Source organism: Ruegeria sp. YKSF131, assembly GCF_059612645.1.
On record NZ_JBXWQZ010000022.1, the window covers coordinates 30,922 to 49,119 of the forward strand.

An 18,198-nucleotide genomic window follows, 5' to 3' on the forward strand; every position below is an offset into this window, starting at 1 on the left:
GAACTCAGACCTCATCCGCGTCCGTTTTTGCGCGGTTTTCCACGATCTCGTCGATGTGGCCCCATTCCTTGGCCTCTTCCGGGCTCATGAAATTGTCACGGTCCAGCGCTTTTTCAACTGCTTTTTTCGTCTGCCCGGTATGACGTACATAGATATCATAAAGGCGATCCTTGAGTTTTTGCGTCTCGGCCGCGTGGATCATGATATCACTGGCCTGGCCCTGATATCCGCCGCTGGGCTGGTGCACCATGATCCGGCTGTTGGGCAGCGAAAAGCGCATCCCTTTCTCGCCACCGGCCAGCAGAACCGATCCCATCGAGGCGGCCTGACCGATCACCAAAGTGGAACATTTCGGCTTGATATACTGCATTGTATCGTAAATCGACAAACCGCTGGTCACAACGCCACCGGGCGAGTTGATGTAGATCGAGATTTCCTTTTTGGGGTTTTCCGCTTCAAGGTGCAGCAGCTGGGCCACGATCAGATGGCTCATGCCATCGTGTATCGGGCCGTTGATGAAAATGATCCGCTCTTTCAGCAGGCGGGAGAAAATATCGTAAGCGCGCTCGCCCCGGCTGGTCTGCTCAACGACCATGGGGACAAGCGTATTCATGTAGGTATCTACGGGATCGAACATTCGCAACCTGCCTGTTTTGCTGTGGATCGGGACATTATCCCAACAAGTGTTACCTGAGTCTTAGTGTTGGCTCCGGGGGGCTGCAAGGGGGTGTCGGTGAGAACACAGAACGAATGTGGACCAACGCCAATAAGAATGCCACACCTGCCGCTGCCTCGCAGTACCACCACATCCGTGATTGCGCCCTGCACAAGGGGCTGCGGGAAAAACGGCTGCGGGTTCCCCTTTTCTGATCACGGTTTTTTGATTCATACATATAGCAATAATTGATCGAAACATGTACTGAAGGGGCTCGCAGGCGACGAGCTTTACGTAACGGAAACTACGCCCGGTCAACGGGTTCACAAGGAACACATTCGATGGCACTTCCACAGCTGTCCCAGGACATGTCGCAACACGACCTGGATCGTATGGTCGATAATGCGACACGCGCGTCCAACTTCCTCAAAGCAATCAGTCACGAAGGCCGGCTGATGATCCTGTGCCACCTGGTGTCCGGTGAGAAATCTGTCACCGAGTTGGAAGAGCTGTTGTCCGCCAGACAAGCCGCTGTTTCGCAACAGCTTTCCCGCCTGCGTCTGGAGGGGCTTGTGATACCGCGCAGAGAGGGCAAAACCATCTTCTACCAGTTGGCCGATGACCGCCCGCGCCGGATGCTTGAAGTGGTGTACGAGCTGTTCTGCGGTGAGGACAAAGGCTAGCTCTGGCTTGGTGTCGAGAAAGGTGCTACCGAATCCGTATCGAGCACTGAGGAGACACACATGATCCGCGTAATTCTGATTGGCCTGAGCCTGTTTGCACTCACCGCCTGCGAAACCGCCAAAGGCGCGGGTAAAGATATCGAAAAGGCCGGGGATGCAATCCAGAACGCAGCTTCGGACGTGCAGGAAAGCCTGTAAACGCGCTTATCTTGCGGGCGAGCCGGACATTAACGCAATATATGGTTGAAGATTGCGCCCACACGCAGTAGTCTAGCCCTACAGGTGCATAGACGCGGCATTGCATATCTGACACTAAATCGGGGCTCTTTCGCGCACGCAGAAGAGCCCCGTTCCCGTTCGGCAGGGGTGAGTGGTAGCCTGTATGAAACCGAATTTCGGCATAAGAAAAGGCGTCAGGTGCGCAGACGCGGTCTTTGCATGTACCCTTACGGATACGCCCTGACGCCTTACCGGGTCGACGCACCCCGAGGAGCACTCCGATCCAGTCGCCCCAGCCCCCTGAGAGACTGCAGCCGCCGCTTTGTCCCCTAAGGTCCATCGCGACATGCATTGGCCGTTTGAGAAGATGGCCACCCGACCTGGGTCCGAGACCCATATCTGGCTGATCACCAACCGGTAAGCCTTTGCAGTTAAATGCAAATCCTAAGATCCGCCTTCCTCTGCTCAGACCCCCTTGGCCTTTGCGTCCCGCCCCGGTTCCGAAGACCCTGTGCGGTGAGATGACTGTTGCACCACGCCCTGCATCCGACAAGAAAATAGCACTGCAGCATGAAAATTAGACGGGGATAAGATGTTGATATCCGGCGGGAGAGTTTTGTGGATAACCCGAGAATCCCCGATCCCGTGAAGGGTTGAGGGCGGAAAAAACCGGACGTGACCCCGGCGCCCGAAATTCCTGCGATGCTGCGGGTGCAAAACGCTCCGCGCGGCCCGTTAGGCCAAAATTGTGCGATTTGTACAACGCTCGGACCTCCAATCTTACGAATCGTACAGACGGAGATTCGCCGATGCGCTGCACCATTTCCTATGCCCGCGCCCATCTGGGGCCGCTGATCACCCGCGCCCAGGACCCGCGTGAGGTGATCATCCTGACCCGGCACGGCAAGCCGCTGGCCGCGCTGGTCTCGATGACCGAGGCCAACCGGATCTGGCAGTTGCAGGATGATGAGGAGATCGGGTGGAAACACCCGCTGTCGGGGCTGCGGGGGATGTGGTCGAAGGGGCGCAACATCCCCGGTATGGAACCGGGACCGGACGGCCGCTATGTCACCGCACGCGAGGCCGCGCTGAAGGTCCGCGAGATCCAGATGACCCGCGCCGAGGAACGCCGCATTCTGGCGCGGGGCGGTCTGGATCCTGTCGCAGGCGGTGAACTGGCCGCCCGGCCTGCCTCCGCACGATGGAGACGCTGGTTCCGTTTCTGAGAAGCGTTCCGGCCCGGCGGTGGTACCAACACCCCCTCCGCCGCAATCCGTGAGCAATGGCGGCTCATACCCCTTAACAACCCGACCGGGCCGGAAACGCTTCGGTTCACCTGACGGGCCGGAACGGGGTCGAAAACAGTCCCGGTGCGCAGGCTACGGAAATCTCTGATCTGATGATCGGCACCCTCCTTTGGGGTGCGGGCCGTGGTGGCCTGTGACTGAGATTGGAAGGGCGCGCGGCGGTTGCAACCTGCCTGAAGGAAACTTCATCAAGGGTTCATGCGCGGGAAAGGTGGACAGAGAGAAAACCTCACCCTGCCCGGTATTGCGCACTGTGTTTTTCCTTCCAACACCGCGCACCACAACTTAAACAGGGATTTCAGGCAACTGCCCTCATCCGGGGGCGTCCGATTAAACATGAAAAGCCCCAGACAGAACATGCGATTTCCAAAGCGACAACATCGAGAGTTCAAGAGCATTGTGCGCAGGTTCCGCAACGAGTTTTCGCTGTTCGTGCTGGAACAAAGCCGCGGACAGGTGCTGTGCGGGCCGATGAAGGGGTTTCGCTTTGTCGAAAACGCATTCTGGGGCGGGCATTCGGATACGGCCACGAAAATCTTTGGCCTGTATGAGCAGCAGAACCTGAAGGTGCTGAGCAACTCGGACAAGCCGGTGCTGGTGGATATCGGCGCGGCGGACGGATTTTGGGGCGTCGGGCTTGTGGCTGCCGGGCAGTTCGAAAAAAGCGTGTGCTTTGAGGTTTCGGCAAAAGGCCGGGATGTGATCCGGGAAACGGCGGAACATAACGGCGTGGGCGACCGTGTGACGGTATTTGGGGATGCGCTGACGGACACGGTTGAAAATATCGCAAGCGTGGCCCCCGACCCGGCGGACATCTTCTTTCTGATCGATATCGAGGGCGTTGAATTCAGTCTGATGACCGAAGATTTTCTGACGCATTACCGCAGGTCGGAGTTTCTGATCGAACTGCACCCCCAGATGGTGGAGGATGGCGATGCGAAACTGAAAGCGATCGAAGCGTTCTGCGCCGGGTATTTTGATGTCGCCTATGTGGACGGAAGCGTGCGCGACACGTCCGAGATGGATGAGATTATCCGGTTGGGGGATGATTTCAAATGGCCGATCCTGTCCGAAGGTCGCGGTTTTCCAATGCAATGGTTGCATTTGGTGCCGCGCGGGTGAGGTGTGGGTCCGACGGTTGACCCGCAGACTTGAGGGCCCCAAACGGCCAGAACCCCAATGGCGCAAGCGCAGGTACAACCGCCCAACCAACCCCGCCCTACGGATGTCGCGACGGTCTAGGCAAAAGCTGCGATCAGCAGGACCAGCCCGGTCAGGCCAATCAGCGCGTGAGAGACCAGCTTCAACCCTTTTGTGTTCCTGTCCTGCAACCCCTTGGCATAATGGGTATTGGCGAATTCCCCGTCGATATCAGAACGCAGATTGACCAGATCATCCAAAGTGGCCCCGCCCGCCAGAATGCCGTAGGCGGTTGTGGCGATGACCAGAATGGCCTGAGCCAGCGCATAACCGTCGGGCGCAAAGCTGATGATGGCGGCGATACCTACAAAGCAGAACAGCGTGGTGCGCATGATGACGTGGTAGTCTTGAAACCGGCTGATGGCGTATTGCGCCCGAAGTTGCGCGTCCATGGCAATCCCTCCGTTTATCAATTGATTGGAATGCCGGGAGTGTATCACTGTTTGCCATTTTCCTGAAATTTGAACACCACACCGTAGGGCGGGCTTCAGCCCGCCACCGGATACAGCCGATCCATGCGCGGTGGTTTGGGGTCGGGGAAATGGGGGAGTGGTGGATTGGCGGGCTGAAGCCCGCCCTACGACGCATAAAACCCGATTGAGTAACAGAACAGAGGGCAGCGCCGGCCCGAGGTGGTGAGGCCTGTCTTGGAAACGGTCCGGGGGACCGTTTCAGGGCCGAACGGGCGGAGCCCTGGGGCGCAAACGGGCCATGTCATGGTCCTGAACGGTGACGCCCGTCAGATACTTAGGTTAGTTACACATAAATAAATCTCGATCTAAACTCACCACTGGTCTACGAGAACTATCGTATGTTGAAGTAATTCCAAAGACCGGGGTGGATAGAAACGCCAAGGTTCTTTTTGAAGAACTCTTCACCTCTATGAAACCAGTAATAACGACGATACCTAAAACCATCATCGAAATTTCCAATTACACCGAAGTGAAACAAGTCGCTCACAAGTTGCTCAAGATCGAAATCTCTAAAACTTGAAAGAACGTTGTGTTCAAAATCACTATAATCTTGATACTCTCTACGGTGAACGCTCTGTCGTAGTTTGGACGCAATGAGACCACCGTTCTTGACACTGACTTCTTCCATTATTTCAGAAAAAGACCGACGGCCAAACTCATTCAACGCGTTTTTGATCTCTTTTTCACCGATTTTTTCTGCATTAGGATTCTTTTCAGATATAGCTGAAAGAAGTTGGACAACATCACGTGGTCTAGCCCAAGTGTTTGTACGCAAAAATTCTTCTAAGCTAGACGGTCTTCCGGAAAATGATATCTGATTATCCACAAAATCCGAGAAGTTCACTTGTCTTCCGGGAAGAGAATGAACAACCTTTTGCTTCAACAGCCTGTACAGCAAACTGTCGTCGCCGTCAGAGATATCCCAAGTTAACTCCACAGATTTCGAATCAAATATCTTGCCGATCTCCGAGTCTAAGTCATTGATCAGATCTCGTATTTCCGGGCGAACCGCACAGATCACATGGAAGTCTAAATCATTTTGATGGAAAAAGTTGTTCATAGTGCGCGTAGTTCTGAAAATATCGCGCACCATCGCAGCTCTAACTCTCACTTCGTCATCTTGAGCATCCAGCTTAGAGAAAACAAGTTCATCTACAAAAAGATAAGCGCGATGGATATCATGGTTTTTCTTTAGAAGCTCCATTGCGATCAAATTAAATTGATCTAAGCTGATCTCTTTTCTTTCCAACTTACTAAAATCAAATCCAATACCGGCCGATATTCCAATCATTTCCCCTGAAAGTGAAACATTCGCAGATCGAAGTATTCCTTCAAATATTCCAAGCAATTTGTTTCGGCCAGTTAGGCAGAATTTTGTAAAATCACTTTCATAACCGCCTTCGCTTAAGGTTTCGGCAATTTTTACAAGAAAAGTTCGATGCCAGAGCTCCCTGAAATCATAATTCAGGAAAATATTCTTTGAGTTTACAAGGTCTAGTAAATCAATTTTCTGACCTTGCTTCGCAGCATCATAATCTTTCGGTTTTAAATCATTGTGAAACGAAAAAAAGTGAGTGAGATATCCCTTCTGGCCAAGCTCTCGCGAAAGATGGAACTGCACCGCAGTTTTTCCAGCCCCCTTACGGCCAACAACAAGGTATTTTTTGCTGTTGTTAAGTGACCGCAGTGAAAATGATTCTGGAACAATAAAGGTCAGATCGAAGTAGTTCGGATGGTTGCGACCTTCGTCGATAGCTTCAACGTCACCGAAATAATGGTCACCAAGCATGAGTTAACTATCCATTTTCAACGCAGAGATGAATGCCTCCTGAGGAATATCAACCTTGCCGAACTGACGCATCTTCTTTTTGCCAGCTTTTTGTTTATCCAACAATTTCCGCTTACGTGTTGCATCTCCGCCATAACACTTCGCGGTCACGTCCTTGCGCAGGGCGGACAGGGTCTCGCGGGCGATGACCTTGCCTCCGATGGCGGCCTGGATCGGGATTTTGAACATGTGGCGCGGGATCAGGTCCTTGAGCTTTTCGCACATCGCGCGGCCCCGCATCTCGGCCCGGTCGCGGTGAACCATGGTCGACAGCGCGTCGACCGGTTCGTCATTCACAAGGATCGACATCTTGACCAGCGCGTCCTGACGGTAGCCGGTCATCTGGTAGTCAAAGCTGGCATAGCCCTTGGTCACCGATTTCAGGCGGTCGTAGAAGTCAAAGACGACCTCGTTCAGGGGCAGGTCATAGACGACCATGGCGCGCTGGCCCGCATAGGTCAGGTCCATCTGGATGCCGCGGCGGTCCTGGCAGAGTTTCAGCACGTCGCCGAGATATTCGTCGGGCACCAGAATGGTCGCCTTGATGCGCGGTTCCTCAAGGTGGTCGACCTTGGACAGGTCGGGCATGTCGGCGGGGTTGTGCAGCTCGATCATCACGCCGTCTTTCATGTAGACGTGATAGATCACGCTGGGCGCGGTGGTGATGAGGTCGATATCATATTCACGCTCGATCCGGTCGCGGATGACCTCGAGGTGCAGCAGGCCAAGGAAACCGCAGCGGAAACCAAAGCCAAGCGCGGCCGAGGTTTCCATCTCATACGAGAATGAGGCGTCGTTCAGGGCCAGCTTTTCGATCGCGTCGCGCAGGTCTTCGAATTCGGCGGAATCCACCGGGAAGAGGCCGCAGAACACCACCGGCTGCGCGGGTTTGAAGCCCGGCAGCGCGACTTCGGTGCCATTGCGGTCATTGGTGATGGTGTCGCCGACGCGGGTGTCGCGGACCTGCTTGATCGAGGCGGTGAGAAACCCGATCTCACCCGGGCCGAGACTGTCGATCATCTGCATTTCCGGGCGGAAGACACCGACGCGGTCGACATGGTGCAGAGTGCCGTTCGACATGAACTTGACCCGCATCCCCTTTTTCAACGTGCCGTCCATGATGCGGACCAGAACGATGACGCCCAGATAGGCGTCGTACCACGAATCCACCAGCATCGCCTTGAGCGGCGCGTCCAGAGTGCCCTGCGGCGCGGGCAATTTGTGCACGATCGCTTCCAGCGTCTCGTGGATGCCCTGCCCGGTCTTGGCACTGACCCGGATGGCGTCGCTTGCGTCGATGCCGATCACGTCCTCGATCTGTTCGGCCACGCGGTCACAATCGGAGGCGGGCAGGTCGATCTTGTTGAGGACCGGCACGATCTCATGATCCGCGTCGATGGCCTGATAGACATTGGCCAGCGTCTGCGCCTCGACCCCCTGGGTGCTGTCCACGACCAGCAGCGAGCCCTCGACCGCGCGCATCGACCGGCTGACCTCATAGGCGAAATCCACGTGGCCGGGGGTGTCGATCAGGTTCAGCACATATGTCTCGCCATTATCGGCGGTATAGTCGATGCGAACCGTGTTGGCCTTGATGGTGATGCCACGCTCGCGCTCGATATCCATGCTGTCGAGCAGCTGTTCCTTCATGTCACGATCCTGCACTGTCCCGGTCTCCTGGATGAGCCGGTCAGCAAGGGTGGATTTGCCATGGTCGATATGCGCGACGATGGAGAAATTGCGGATATGAGCGAGGTCTGTCATGGGTTGGGGATATGTAGAGGAATCGTGGGTTGGTCAAGAAGGATTGAGTGAATGCCTGTAAGCATTTCGAACACTCGAGAACTAGAGATTTGGGTCGACCAAAATGATGACGAAGCCGTGACGCTACTTGCTGCAAGAGCAACATTTAGAGTTCTCCCAAATCTCGTCTGGACACTGGAGAAGGAAAAACCAGAAGATCCTGCGCCCCTCGCGATGTTATGGACGCTCCGTTGCCTGATTTCGGCGATCAGCGCAATTTTAAGTGGCGACGCCGAACTGATCGAAGCTACGAAAAGAGCCGCCGCCTTTACACAATCGTTAGGGCACAGCACCGCGATAAGTAATGCCTATTACACTGCCAGATCAGTAGAGCGCGGCCGAAGTGGAAAACTTTTGGCAATTGGGGTTCTGGACAATCCACAATTTGCCAAACCCGAACGATGGCGAGAAATCGAACTAGATGCCAAGTCAATTGATGAGCGTTCTCATCTTGATTCGCTTATGCGTGTGCCGATTTGGAGAACTGCCCCGCCTTCCGATCTTGCCCCCGATCAACGTTTTTTCGAGAGATTGAAGCAAATTCTGGGTGCGCCAGCATCGGAGTTTTGGAACCAATGGCTTGTGGAAATATACGAGGGTCGCGCAAAGAACTGGGAACTGTATCGCGAGATTTGTTTGATAGACGATGCTATATGGCGCGCGGGGCCGGAAGCAGTTGCTGAAGAAATCGCGGAAATTCGGGCGCGATGGGAAGTCGAGAAAGCCTTATCGGACATCAAAGGCAGTCTGACGGTTCGAAGATCTGCGCGTCTCGGTATCGGAGGCAACAATCCTCCTGAGAGCATCGAAGACGAACGGTTGTCGGGCGCGATAACCTTGATCTGGGAAGCGACCGAAGACCTCTCGACGGCTTTGGAAGAGGAACGCCCTGCTCGTGAGTGGATTGAGGCTATTCTGGCTAAGTTCAAATCTGGATTGGCAGGATTTCTCAAATGGTGTGCAGGCAAGGGCGATCTTGCGGTCGATACTTTGATCAAGTGGGGTATTCCTGCGACAGGAGCAGGGTATGCTGCAAATTATCCAGAGAAAATTGAAGCGTTGATCAAAGCCATCGAAGACTGGCTGCCGTTCCTGTCCTGACCGGTGCCGGGCTGAAGCCCGGCCTACGGGGGTGGTGGGGATGTATCGTTTCCGGACCGTGTAATCACTTTTTCGCAACGTATGATTGATCCGCGCGCCCGTTTGATTCATACTCCGCCGCAGACCGAGAGGGGCGTCAGACCCGTCCGGGCAGGCAAAAACGAGGCTCGAGTATGAAACAGTTCCTCATTATCGCATTTTGTGCGGCATCGCTGACGGCGGTGGCTCAGGTCGCGGATGCGGCGCAGATCAGGCAGGCGTGCATGGCGTCGGACCGCTCGGCCGCGACGCGGGACCGGTGCAGCTGCATTCAGCGCGTGGCGGATCAGGCGTTGACGCGCAGTGATCAGAAGACCGTGGCGAAATGGTTCAAGGACCCCCATCAGGCGCAGGTGCTGAAGATGTCGAAATCCGCGCGCGATGATGCGCTGTGGGATCGGTACCAGAACTTTGGCCAGATGGCGCAGGCGATCTGCAGCTAACCCGTTCAGAATGCTTGACCTGATCCACGCTGCGCCCCAGAAAGGCGCAGCGAAAGGTGTATTGCATGGTAATGAAAGGGCTGACCCTGCGGGGCCTTGAAGTGTTCGAGGCTTTGGCGCGGACGGGATCGGTGGCACAGGCTGCCGAGATCACGGGGCTCAGCCAGCCATCCGTATCGCAGCAATTGCGCAATCTGGAAAACGCGCTGGGGACCGAATTGGTCGATCACGGGCGGCGACCGATGCGGCTGACGCAGGCGGGGCGCAGTTTCCTTGCGCGGGCCGAGGCGGTTCTGGCCGAGCTGCACATGGCCCAGAGCGAGCTGTCGGTCATGGATCTGGGGCATCTGACCACGCTGTCGATCGGGCTGATCGACGATTTCGACAATGATCTGACACCGCGGCTGGCCACCTTGCTGGCCGACAGCCTGACCCGGTCGAAATTCAAGCTGATCACCCTGTCGAGCCTTGATCTGTTCGAGGCGCTGGCCGAGCAGCGCCTGCATATGGCGGTCACCGCCCATAGCGGCGAAGTACTGGAGGGGGTGGTCGAATACCCGCTGGTCCATGATCCGTTCATTCTGGTGGCGCCGCAGGGATCGGGCGGGGTCGAGGCCGTGCAGGAGCGGCTGCCGTTTCTGCGCTATGCCCGCGAGCAGCTGATCAGCCGCCAGATCGAGGCGCATCTGGCGCGCCGGTCGCAGGTGTTCGAGGAACGGTTCGAGATCGGCTCGCACATGGCGCTGATGGCCATGGTGGCGCGGGGTCTGGGCTGGGCAATCACCACGCCGCTGGGCTTTATGCGCGCGGCGCGGTTCCATGAGGGGCTGGAGGCGCACCCTGCCCCGTTCGGGGAATTCTCGCGCAACATATCGCTGCTGGCGCGCACCGAGTGGTCCGATCAGGTCCCGCAGGAGGTTGCGGGCATGACCCGGCGTCTGATGCAGAACCAGATCGTGGACCCGGCGGTTGCCAAGCTGCCCTGGCTGAGCGGCCAGTTGCGGGTGACCGGCGGCTAGGTGTCCAGATGGGCGGCAAGCCCCTCGACCGCCGCTTCGATCAGGTCCAGCGCGCCGTCGAAATCCCGCGTGTAATACGGATCGGGTACGTGATCGGCACCGGTCTGAGGGGCGAAATCCGTCAGCAGGCGAACCGGCGTGCCGTTGCCCGACGGGCGCAGGTCTTCGATATCGGCGATGTTTTGGGCATCCATACCGATGATCAGGTCGAACCGGTCGAAATCAGCAACGGTGAACTGGCGCGCGCGCAGGTCGCCGAGGTCAATGCCTCTGCAGTTTGCAGCCTTCTGCATCGGGCCATAGGGCGGATTGCCCGCGTGCCAGCCCATGGTTCCGGCACTGTCGGTTGCATGATGCGGTGCGCGGGCGCGAAAGACGCCCTCGGCCGCGGGAGAGCGGCAGATATTGCCCAGGCAGACAAAGAGGATACGGTGTGTCGTGGCCAAGGTGTAACGCGCGGAGGGGATATGGGAAAGATCGTCATTCTGACCGGGGCCGGGATTTCTGCTGAAAGCGGGCTGAGCACCTTCCGCGACGAAGGCGGGCTGTGGGCACAGCACCGGATTGAGGATGTGGCCACACCCGAGGGCTTTGCCCGCGATCCCGCCTTGGTGCAGGGGTTTTACAATGCACGCCGCGTTCAGGCCGCCGCCGTGCAGCCCAACGCGGCCCACATGGCGCTGGCCCGGTTGCAGCAGGGCTGGCACGCAGAGGTCGTGATCGTAACCCAGAACGTAGACAGCCTGCATGAAGCAGGCGGTGCGACGGGTGTCATCCACATGCATGGCACATTGGCGGGTGCCCTGTGTTCCGGGTGCGATCATCGCTGGCCCGCCCCGCCCGAGATGGCCGTCGCCGAGCCGTGCCCCGCCTGCGGCCAGCCCACCGCCCGGCCCGATGTGGTCTGGTTCGGCGAGATGCCTTATTACATGGACGACATCTACGACCACCTTGCCAGCGCATCGATCTTTGCCGCCATCGGCACCTCGGGTCAGGTCTATCCGGCGGCGGCCTTTGTCCACGAGGCGCAGGCGGCGGGTGCGCGGACGGTCGAGATCAATCTGGAACCGACGCCCGGGCCGTCGGGCTTTGACGAGCGCATTGTCGGCAGGGCATCCGAAACGGTTCCGCGATGGGTTGGTCAGCTTCTTGCGGGAATTTCTTAAGCTACAGACAACGCTGGCTTAATTTGTGTACACTATCTGCAATAGCGACTGGAGGATGCCCCATGACTGATCAAGACCCCCACACCGGTGAAATCCTGGATGACGGCAGCATGGCCGGGCGCGACATGCTGGGGGAACAGCTGTCCAGCCTGTGGTGGACTTTTCTGCTGCGCGGGGTGCTGGCCGGGCTTGTGGGCATCGCGGCCCTGTTCTGGCCATCGGGCAGCATCGCGCTGCTGCTGCGGCTGGTCGGTGTGTTGCTGATCCTCGACGGTGGGCTGACGCTTTTGGGTGTTGGCCGTCGCGGGGTGCTGGGAGGTGCTGCGATCGGCGCGCTTCTGATCGGGCTTGTCCTGCTGATCTGGCCGGAAGGCACGGTGAAACTGGCGTTTTTCCTGTTGGGCGCATGGGCGCTGATCATCGGGATCGGATCCTTGGCGGCTGCCGGGCAGATGCATGCAAGTGACCCGCAACGCGGCTCCATGCGCGTTTCGGGATTTGTCGCGCTTGTCGTCGGGCTTGTCCTGATGATCTGGCCTGCGGTGGCGCTGGTTGCGCTGGGCTGGGGTATCGCATTCTCGGCGCTGGCCATGGCCGCTGTCATGTTCTGGCTGGCCTCGCGATTCCATCAGGCGGGCGACCGTGTCGGCCTGAAAACCATCAACAAATAACGCCATCCGCGGCCGCATGGAAAACAGGCCGGGCAAAGCCCGGCCTGACGCATGGATGAGGGCTGCCGCGCGGCCCGAAGACAGGCGTTGCCCTAGTTCGAATGCGTTCCGTGGCCGCCTTTGTCCTGACGCTCCAGATCCACGGGAATCTCGATCTCAACCTCGCCTGCCTTTTCAAAGATCAGCGTGACCGGAACCATGGCGTCCTGTTCGAACGGGGCCGTCAGCCCCATGAACATCACATGGTCGCCGCCGCGTTTCAGCATGTGGGTTTCACCGGCTGGAATGGCAAATCCTTCTTCGACATGCACCATCTTGGCCACGCCGTTTTCATCGACCTGGTGCGTGTGCAATTCAACACGCGCTGCCGCGTCCGAGGTTACACCGATCAGCCGGTCATCCGCGTCACCCTGATTATGGATCATCATGAACGCAGCACCGGCGATGGCGGTCTTGCCCGAGGACCGGGCATAGGCGTCGTCAACCGTGATGGTGCCTTCGGCAAAGGCGGGGATGGCCAGCGACACGGCGGCCAGGGTTGCGAGCAGAGTGGTTTTGAGGGACATCGTGCCTCTCCTGTATAAAGGTTTGAAAAGGGTGGGTTTCAAACGCTGACAGGAGGCGCGCGGGCCGGGGTTGCGGGAACCGGAAGGGCGATCTGGTTGCCCAGATGCCGCAGCGGTGCTGGTTGCGCCTGTTCCGGCGCGGCAGGCAGTGCCGGTTCGGCAACCGCAACGGCCCCCAGCAAGGATATTGCGTAGTCCGGGCAGTAATGCGGCGGGGCGGTCGGTTGCCCGTTTTCGTCCATATAGACGACAACCGGGCCGGTGCCCGTACACAGCACCATCTGACCCACCGCCTTGTCCATGCCGCGCGACATGGCCAGCCCCTGCCCGGTCAGAACCAGCAGAAGGGTCAGCACATAAGGCAGAAATCTGGTAACAGAAGGTCTCATTCTGACCCAGCTATAGGTCAGCAACGGGAAAAGCTTCAAGCGCCAAAGGGTCGCGCTTGAAGCTGTTTTTCAATAATCCAGTCCGGGTCTTTTCACCCTGTCTGTGGTGAAGCTGGTATGGGACCGGTTCACCCAGCGCTGCATCCGTGTGCAGGTTGCAATCGCCTTGCGGAATACCGCGGCCAGAAACAGGAAAAGATAAAAACTTTTTAACGTCATAATGTGGCCCCCGCCTGATGGATGACAGTGACGTTAGGTCAGATTCGGAAACCTGTATGTGAAGAAGTTCACCAATGGCGAAAAATTAGTTCCAGATTGAAAACAATGGGGGGCTGAAAGGGGCTGACCCAACAGAAAAGGCCCCGCACCGATAGGGTGCAGGGCCTGAAATACTGTTAAGTGAAAGACCTTAGGCCGAAGCTTGCGCCTTGGCGATTTCTTTCTTCACTTTCAGAGCATTTGCCGACAGCTCATCGTCCTTGGCTTTGGCCAGGAACGCGTCCAGACCACCGCGGTGGTCAACCGAACGCAGCGCAGCCGCCGAGATGCGCAGCTTGACGCCACGGCCCAGAGTTTCGGACTGCAGGGTAACGTCGTTCAGGTTCGGCAGAAAACGACGACGAGTTCTGTTTTTGGCGTGGCTGACATTGTTGCCAGTCATCGGGCCTTTTCCGGTCAGTTCGCAACGGCGCGACATGGTTTCTTCCTTTGTTTCTGGAGGCCGGGCTAGATACCCGCGGCCAAATCACAAGGGGCGCAACCCGAAGTCGCGCCCGAAAACTGGTTGGATGCGTGTAGTGGGAATCGCGCGGAGGGTCAAGACGGGCTGCGCGAAATCTTTCATTTTGCCTGCCATGCAGGAATGGCCCGGACGGGCCATGCCGTTGGCGAGAGTATTTGGCAAAAGGTGAAGCGGCCATGACGGCCCTTCAGCCGAGCGTGTCCAGAAGTTGTCCGGCAGCAACCGCCGGGCTGAGTCGTCCCTGCGAGACTTCGTCATTCAGGCGCTCCATCTCGGCGCGGGCCTGCGGTGTATCGAGACGGGCGAGAAGGGCGTGGCGGACCTCCTGATCGAACCAGTAGCGGGCCTGGGCAGCGCGGTTTGCCTCCCAGATACCGGTGTCGCGGCGCCATTGGGTCAGGGTTTGCATTTCGTCCCAGGCCTGTTCCAGCCCGTGTTCTTCGACGGCGGAAACGGTCATTGCCTTGGGGAAGCCTTCGGGGTCCTGCGGGCGTTTGCGCAGCAGCCGCAGTGCGCCGGCATAATCCGCGCAGGTGCGGGTGGCGGTGGCTTTCAGGTCGCCATCGGCCTTGTTGACCAGAATGATGTCCGCCATTTCCATGATGCCGCGCTTGACGCCCTGCAACTCGTCCCCACCCGCCGGGGCCAGCAGCAGCAGGAACAGGTCTGACAGTTCGGACACCACAGTTTCCGACTGTCCCACGCCCACGGTTTCGATCAACACCACGTCATAGCCTGCGGCCTCGCACAGGGCGATGGCCTCGCGGGTGCGGCGGGCGACGCCGCCAAGGTGGCTCTGGCTGGGAGAGGGCCGGATGAAGGCGTTGTGCTCGCGGCTCAGGCGTTCCATCCGGGTCTTGTCGCCCAGGATCGAGCCGCCCGAGCGGGCCGAGCTGGGATCGACCGCCAGAACCGCAACGCGCAGCCCCTGCCCTGTCAGCATCATGCCAAAGCTTTCGATGAAGGTGGACTTGCCCACGCCGGGTGTGCCAGACAGACCGATGCGCAGCGCCTGACGCCCCGAACCGGCAAGCTGTGCCAGAAGGTCGCTGGCCTGTGCCCGGTGATCGGCGCGATTGCTTTCAACAAGGGTGATCGCACGCGCCAGCGCCCGGCGCTCGCCCTTCAGAATTCTGTCGCTCAGGCTGTCTGTCTGCATTCTTGTCCCGTTCCTAGAGGCAGGAACAGTTGCCGTGCTTGGGGGGCGTTTGTCCAGACCGGAGGCGGCAGGAAGTGCGAAGATCGCGCAGCCTGCGTCATTTCGTGCGGGGCGATTTGCTGATGTGCGCGCGGAAACTGGACGCCACCTGCGGGATCGCGGATAAGGGCCGGATGACCCTACGCCTGCCTATAGACGATGCCATACCCGGCCTGCTGGACGCCCTGCGGACGCAGGGGCGGGCCGTGCTGCAAGCACCGCCCGGTGCGGGCAAGACCACGCGGGTTCCGCTGGCGATGCTGGAGGCGGGTCTGTGCGGCGGCAGGATCGTGATGCTGGAGCCGCGGCGGCTGGCGGCACGGGCCGCGGCAGAGCGGATGGCAGAGACGCTGGGAGAGCGCGCGGGCCAGAGTGTTGGCTACCGCGTGCGGGGCGATGCGAAAGTGTCAAAAGACACAAGGATCGAGGTGGTGACCGAGGGCATTCTGACCCGAATGCTGCAATCGGACCCTGACCTGCCGGGCATCGGGGCGGTGATCTTTGATGAATTCCACGAACGTTCATTAAACGCGGATCTGGGGTTGGCCCTGTGCCTTGAGGTCACGGGCGCGCTGCGGGACGATCTGATTCTGCTGGCCATGTCGGCCACATTGGACGCGGACCCGGTGGGGCGCCTGATGGCCGCGCCGCTGGTTACGTCGGAAGGGCGGAGTTTTCCTGTCGAGATGCGCTGGCTGGACCGGCCATTGGGGCCTCAGGCACGGCGGCTGGATGCATTGGTCGATCTGGTCGTTGAGGCCGAGCGCGAGACCCGCGCCACCGGTGGCGGGATCTTGGTGTTTCTGCCCGGTGAAGGTGAAATCCGGCGGGCTGAAGCAGCCCTGACCGGACGCCTGCCCGCCAGTTGCACGGTGCGCCCGCTGTTCGGAGCCATGCCCTTTGCGGCCCAGCGCGCAGCGATTTCCCCGGTTGAGACCGGGCGCAAGGTGGTGCTGGCGACGTCGATTGCCGAAACCTCGCTGACGATCCCCGATATCCGGGTGGTGGTGGATATGGGGCAAGCGCGGCGGGCACGGTTTGATCCGGGCTCGGGCATGTCCCGACTGGTGACCGAGCGGGTGACACGGGCCGAGGCCACGCAACGCGCGGGTCGTGCGGGCCGTGTGGCAGAGGGGCTGTGTTACCGGCTGTGGTCAAAGGGGGAGGATGGCGCGCTGGCCGCGTACCCGCCTGCCGAGATTGAAGCCGCCGATCTGACCGGGCTGGCGCTGGAGCTGGCGCTGTGGGGCGCGGATGCCGCCGATCTGGCCTTTCTGACCCCGCCACCCGAAGGCGCGATGGCCGAGGCGCGCGCCCTTCTGGCGATGCTGGGCGCGCTGGACGGCAAGGGGCGGATCACCGAACACGGGCGGGCGCTGGCGGCGCTGCCGTTGCATCCCCGGCTGGGGCATATGCTGGTGCGGGCCGGACCGAGTGCCGCGCCTTTGGCCGCCTTGATGGCCGAGCGCGACCCCCTGCGCGGCGCGCCGGTGGATATCGCCTTGCGGCAAGAGGCACTGCGGGATGTGCGCACCTTTCAGCGCAACCGGGTCTGGCAGGTGAACATGGGCGCCGTGGATCGGATCAATGCCGAGGCCAAGCGGTTGAGGAAACAGGCCGGAAGCAAGACGGATGATCTGAGCGCTGCTGCCATGGCCGCCCTCGCCTATCCCGACCGTATCGGGCAGCGGCGCAAGGGCGATGCGCCGCGTTATGTGTTGTCGGGGGGCAAAGGTGTCGTGCTGGACAGCGGCGATTCGCTGGCGGCGGCGCCTTTTCTGGTTGTCACCGACACCGATGGAAACCCGCGCGAGGCAAAAGTGCGGATGGCCACCCAGATTTCGGAACGCGAGATCCGCGAACTGTTCGCGGACCAGATCCATTGGGCCGAGGTTTGCGCCTGGTCAAAACGTGAGCGGCGAGTTGTGTCACGACAGCAGGAGCGGTTTGGGGCGATCACGCTGGACGACCGCATCTGGAAGGATGTCCCGGACGCCGCCGTGGCGCGTGCGATGCTGGACGGGGTGCGCGATCTGGGATTGCGGCTGGACGGGGCCGCCGCACGGCTGGCCGCGCGGGTGGAACTGGTGCGCGCCGACGGGGTGGACCTGCCCGACTTTTCGGTCGAGGGTCTGATGGCCGAGCTGGACGACTGGCTGTTGCCGATGCTGTCCGGTGTCAAAAGCGCGGAGGACTGGAAACGGTTCGACCCGCTGCCCGCCTTGCGCGCGCGGCTGGACTGGGTCCAGACTCAGGAACTGGACCGGCGCGCGCCGGGATCGTTTGAAACACCCCTGGGGCGCAAGGTACCAATCGATTATGGCGCGGCGGTCCCCGAAATCTCGGTTCGGTTGCAGGAGCTGTTCGGAGTGACCCGGCATCCGGTGGTTGGCGGACAGCCCCTGAAGATTACGCTGCTGTCCCCGGCGCAGCGCCCGATCCAGATTACCCGCGATCTGCCGGGGTTCTGGGCCGGGTCTTATGCGGATGTGCGCAAGGATATGCGGGCGCAATACCCCAAACATCCATGGCCCGAAGACCCGACACAGGCCGACCCGACGCTGAGGGCCAAACGCAGGCAGGAATAGACCCATTGCCGCGTTGCTTCCGGCAAGCGGCTCAGGCTTTCGGGGCTGTTGCACGAAATCTCACAAATCACAGTAGATTGACCGAAGAACCGGTCATAATCAGAAATA

The 18,198-nt window shown here is 59.3% G+C and carries 20 protein-coding genes; 10 read left to right on the forward strand and 10 right to left on the reverse strand.

The genetic code is table 11. The features are described from left to right. Positions 1 to 4: 4 nt before the first annotated feature. Complete coding sequence (locus AC2FLZ_RS10060) at positions 5 to 637, reverse strand: ATP-dependent Clp protease proteolytic subunit (protein ID WP_480473624.1); 633 nt, start codon at positions 635 to 637, stop codon at positions 5 to 7. Positions 638 to 996: 359 nt separating this feature from the next. Between AC2FLZ_RS10060 and AC2FLZ_RS10065 the strand changes: the two genes are divergently transcribed. From AC2FLZ_RS10065 to AC2FLZ_RS10080, 4 genes are all read left to right on the forward strand, one after another. Next, positions 997 to 1,338: an ArsR/SmtB family transcription factor gene (locus AC2FLZ_RS10065; RefSeq protein ID WP_496882145.1), complete on the forward strand. Its 342-nt coding sequence runs from the start codon at positions 997 to 999 to the stop codon at positions 1,336 to 1,338. A gap of 60 nt (positions 1,339 to 1,398) precedes the next feature. Continuing rightward, complete coding sequence (locus AC2FLZ_RS10070) at positions 1,399 to 1,536, forward strand: entericidin A/B family lipoprotein (protein ID WP_209505735.1); 138 nt, start codon at positions 1,399 to 1,401, stop codon at positions 1,534 to 1,536. A gap of 830 nt (positions 1,537 to 2,366) precedes the next feature. Then, positions 2,367 to 2,783: a type II toxin-antitoxin system Phd/YefM family antitoxin gene (locus tag AC2FLZ_RS10075; RefSeq protein WP_480518955.1), complete on the forward strand. Its 417-nt coding sequence runs from the start codon at positions 2,367 to 2,369 to the stop codon at positions 2,781 to 2,783. Between the two features lie 480 nt (positions 2,784 to 3,263). Then, positions 3,264 to 3,986: a hypothetical protein gene (locus AC2FLZ_RS10080; protein WP_496715363.1), complete on the forward strand. Its 723-nt coding sequence runs from the start codon at positions 3,264 to 3,266 to the stop codon at positions 3,984 to 3,986. Between the two features lie 116 nt (positions 3,987 to 4,102). Here the strand turns inward: AC2FLZ_RS10080 and AC2FLZ_RS10085 are convergent, their stop codons facing one another. From AC2FLZ_RS10085 to lepA, 3 genes are all read right to left on the reverse strand, one after another. Continuing rightward, entirely contained in the window at positions 4,103 to 4,456 is a 354-nt protein-coding gene (locus AC2FLZ_RS10085; RefSeq protein WP_480518951.1) for a hypothetical protein, read from the reverse strand. Between the two features lie 412 nt (positions 4,457 to 4,868). Next, on the reverse strand, positions 4,869 to 6,326 hold the full coding sequence (locus AC2FLZ_RS10090; RefSeq protein WP_496882146.1) for a P-loop ATPase, Sll1717 family: 1,458 nt from the start codon (positions 6,324 to 6,326) through the stop codon (positions 4,869 to 4,871). A 3-nt stretch (positions 6,327 to 6,329) separates the two neighbouring features. Continuing rightward, on the reverse strand, positions 6,330 to 8,129 hold the full coding sequence (gene lepA, locus AC2FLZ_RS10095; RefSeq protein WP_496882147.1) for a translation elongation factor 4: 1,800 nt from the start codon (positions 8,127 to 8,129) through the stop codon (positions 6,330 to 6,332). 51 nt (positions 8,130 to 8,180) lie between these two features. Between lepA and AC2FLZ_RS10100 the strand changes: the two genes are divergently transcribed. The 3 genes from AC2FLZ_RS10100 to AC2FLZ_RS10110 all read left to right on the forward strand — a co-directional run bounded on the left by AC2FLZ_RS10100 (position 8,181) and on the right by AC2FLZ_RS10110 (position 10,770). Next, complete coding sequence (locus AC2FLZ_RS10100) at positions 8,181 to 9,269, forward strand: hypothetical protein (RefSeq protein WP_496861880.1); 1,089 nt, start codon at positions 8,181 to 8,183, stop codon at positions 9,267 to 9,269. Positions 9,270 to 9,442: 173 nt separating this feature from the next. Beyond that, entirely contained in the window at positions 9,443 to 9,751 is a 309-nt protein-coding gene (locus AC2FLZ_RS10105) for a hypothetical protein (protein ID WP_480473632.1), read from the forward strand. Positions 9,752 to 9,816: 65 nt separating this feature from the next. Next, on the forward strand, positions 9,817 to 10,770 hold the full coding sequence (locus AC2FLZ_RS10110) for a LysR family transcriptional regulator (RefSeq protein WP_480473633.1): 954 nt from the start codon (positions 9,817 to 9,819) through the stop codon (positions 10,768 to 10,770). Here the strand turns inward: AC2FLZ_RS10110 and AC2FLZ_RS10115 are convergent. Further along, positions 10,767 to 11,216 (reverse strand): low molecular weight protein-tyrosine-phosphatase, encoded by a 450-nt coding sequence (locus AC2FLZ_RS10115; RefSeq protein WP_496882148.1) that lies wholly within the window; start codon positions 11,214 to 11,216, stop codon positions 10,767 to 10,769. The genes AC2FLZ_RS10110 and AC2FLZ_RS10115 overlap by 4 nt on opposite strands. A gap of 21 nt (positions 11,217 to 11,237) precedes the next feature. Here AC2FLZ_RS10115 and AC2FLZ_RS10120 point away from each other — a divergent pair, with 21 nt between their 5' ends. Both AC2FLZ_RS10120 and AC2FLZ_RS10125 read left to right on the forward strand, forming a co-directional pair. Next, positions 11,238 to 11,936, forward strand: coding sequence for an NAD-dependent deacylase (locus tag AC2FLZ_RS10120; RefSeq protein ID WP_496882149.1), 699 nt, complete (start codon positions 11,238 to 11,240; stop codon positions 11,934 to 11,936). A gap of 62 nt (positions 11,937 to 11,998) precedes the next feature. After that, complete coding sequence (locus tag AC2FLZ_RS10125) at positions 11,999 to 12,607, forward strand: HdeD family acid-resistance protein (RefSeq protein ID WP_496882150.1); 609 nt, start codon at positions 11,999 to 12,001, stop codon at positions 12,605 to 12,607. Positions 12,608 to 12,699: 92 nt separating this feature from the next. Here the strand turns inward: AC2FLZ_RS10125 and AC2FLZ_RS10130 are convergent, their stop codons facing one another. The 5 genes from AC2FLZ_RS10130 to meaB all read right to left on the reverse strand — a co-directional run bounded on the left by AC2FLZ_RS10130 (position 12,700) and on the right by meaB (position 15,463). Beyond that, positions 12,700 to 13,173 (reverse strand): copper chaperone PCu(A)C, encoded by a 474-nt coding sequence (locus AC2FLZ_RS10130; RefSeq protein ID WP_496882151.1) that lies wholly within the window; start codon positions 13,171 to 13,173, stop codon positions 12,700 to 12,702. A 38-nt stretch (positions 13,174 to 13,211) separates the two neighbouring features. Further along, positions 13,212 to 13,601, reverse strand: a complete 390-nt coding sequence (locus AC2FLZ_RS10135; protein ID WP_496882152.1) for a hypothetical protein — start codon at positions 13,599 to 13,601, stop codon at positions 13,212 to 13,214. 30 nt (positions 13,602 to 13,631) lie between these two features. Continuing rightward, positions 13,632 to 13,781 carry a hypothetical protein gene (locus AC2FLZ_RS10140; protein ID WP_480484525.1) on the reverse strand — a complete coding sequence of 50 codons (150 nt, stop codon included), beginning with the start codon at positions 13,779 to 13,781 and terminating at the stop codon, positions 13,632 to 13,634. Positions 13,782 to 13,971: 190 nt separating this feature from the next. Continuing rightward, entirely contained in the window at positions 13,972 to 14,259 is a 288-nt protein-coding gene (rpmB, locus tag AC2FLZ_RS10145; protein ID WP_008756960.1) for a 50S ribosomal protein L28, read from the reverse strand. 232 nt (positions 14,260 to 14,491) lie between these two features. Next, a complete protein-coding gene (meaB, locus tag AC2FLZ_RS10150) occupies positions 14,492 to 15,463 on the reverse strand; it encodes a methylmalonyl Co-A mutase-associated GTPase MeaB (protein WP_480473639.1) in 972 nt (323 codons plus the stop codon). A 173-nt stretch (positions 15,464 to 15,636) separates the two neighbouring features. On the opposite strand from meaB, the gene hrpB reads away from it, so the two are divergent. Further along, the gene (gene hrpB, locus AC2FLZ_RS10155; RefSeq protein ID WP_496809083.1) at positions 15,637 to 18,090 is read left to right on the forward strand and encodes an ATP-dependent helicase HrpB; all 2,454 of its coding nucleotides are present in this window, start codon (positions 15,637 to 15,639) and stop codon (positions 18,088 to 18,090) included. The last annotated feature ends 108 nt before the right edge of the window (positions 18,091 to 18,198 follow it).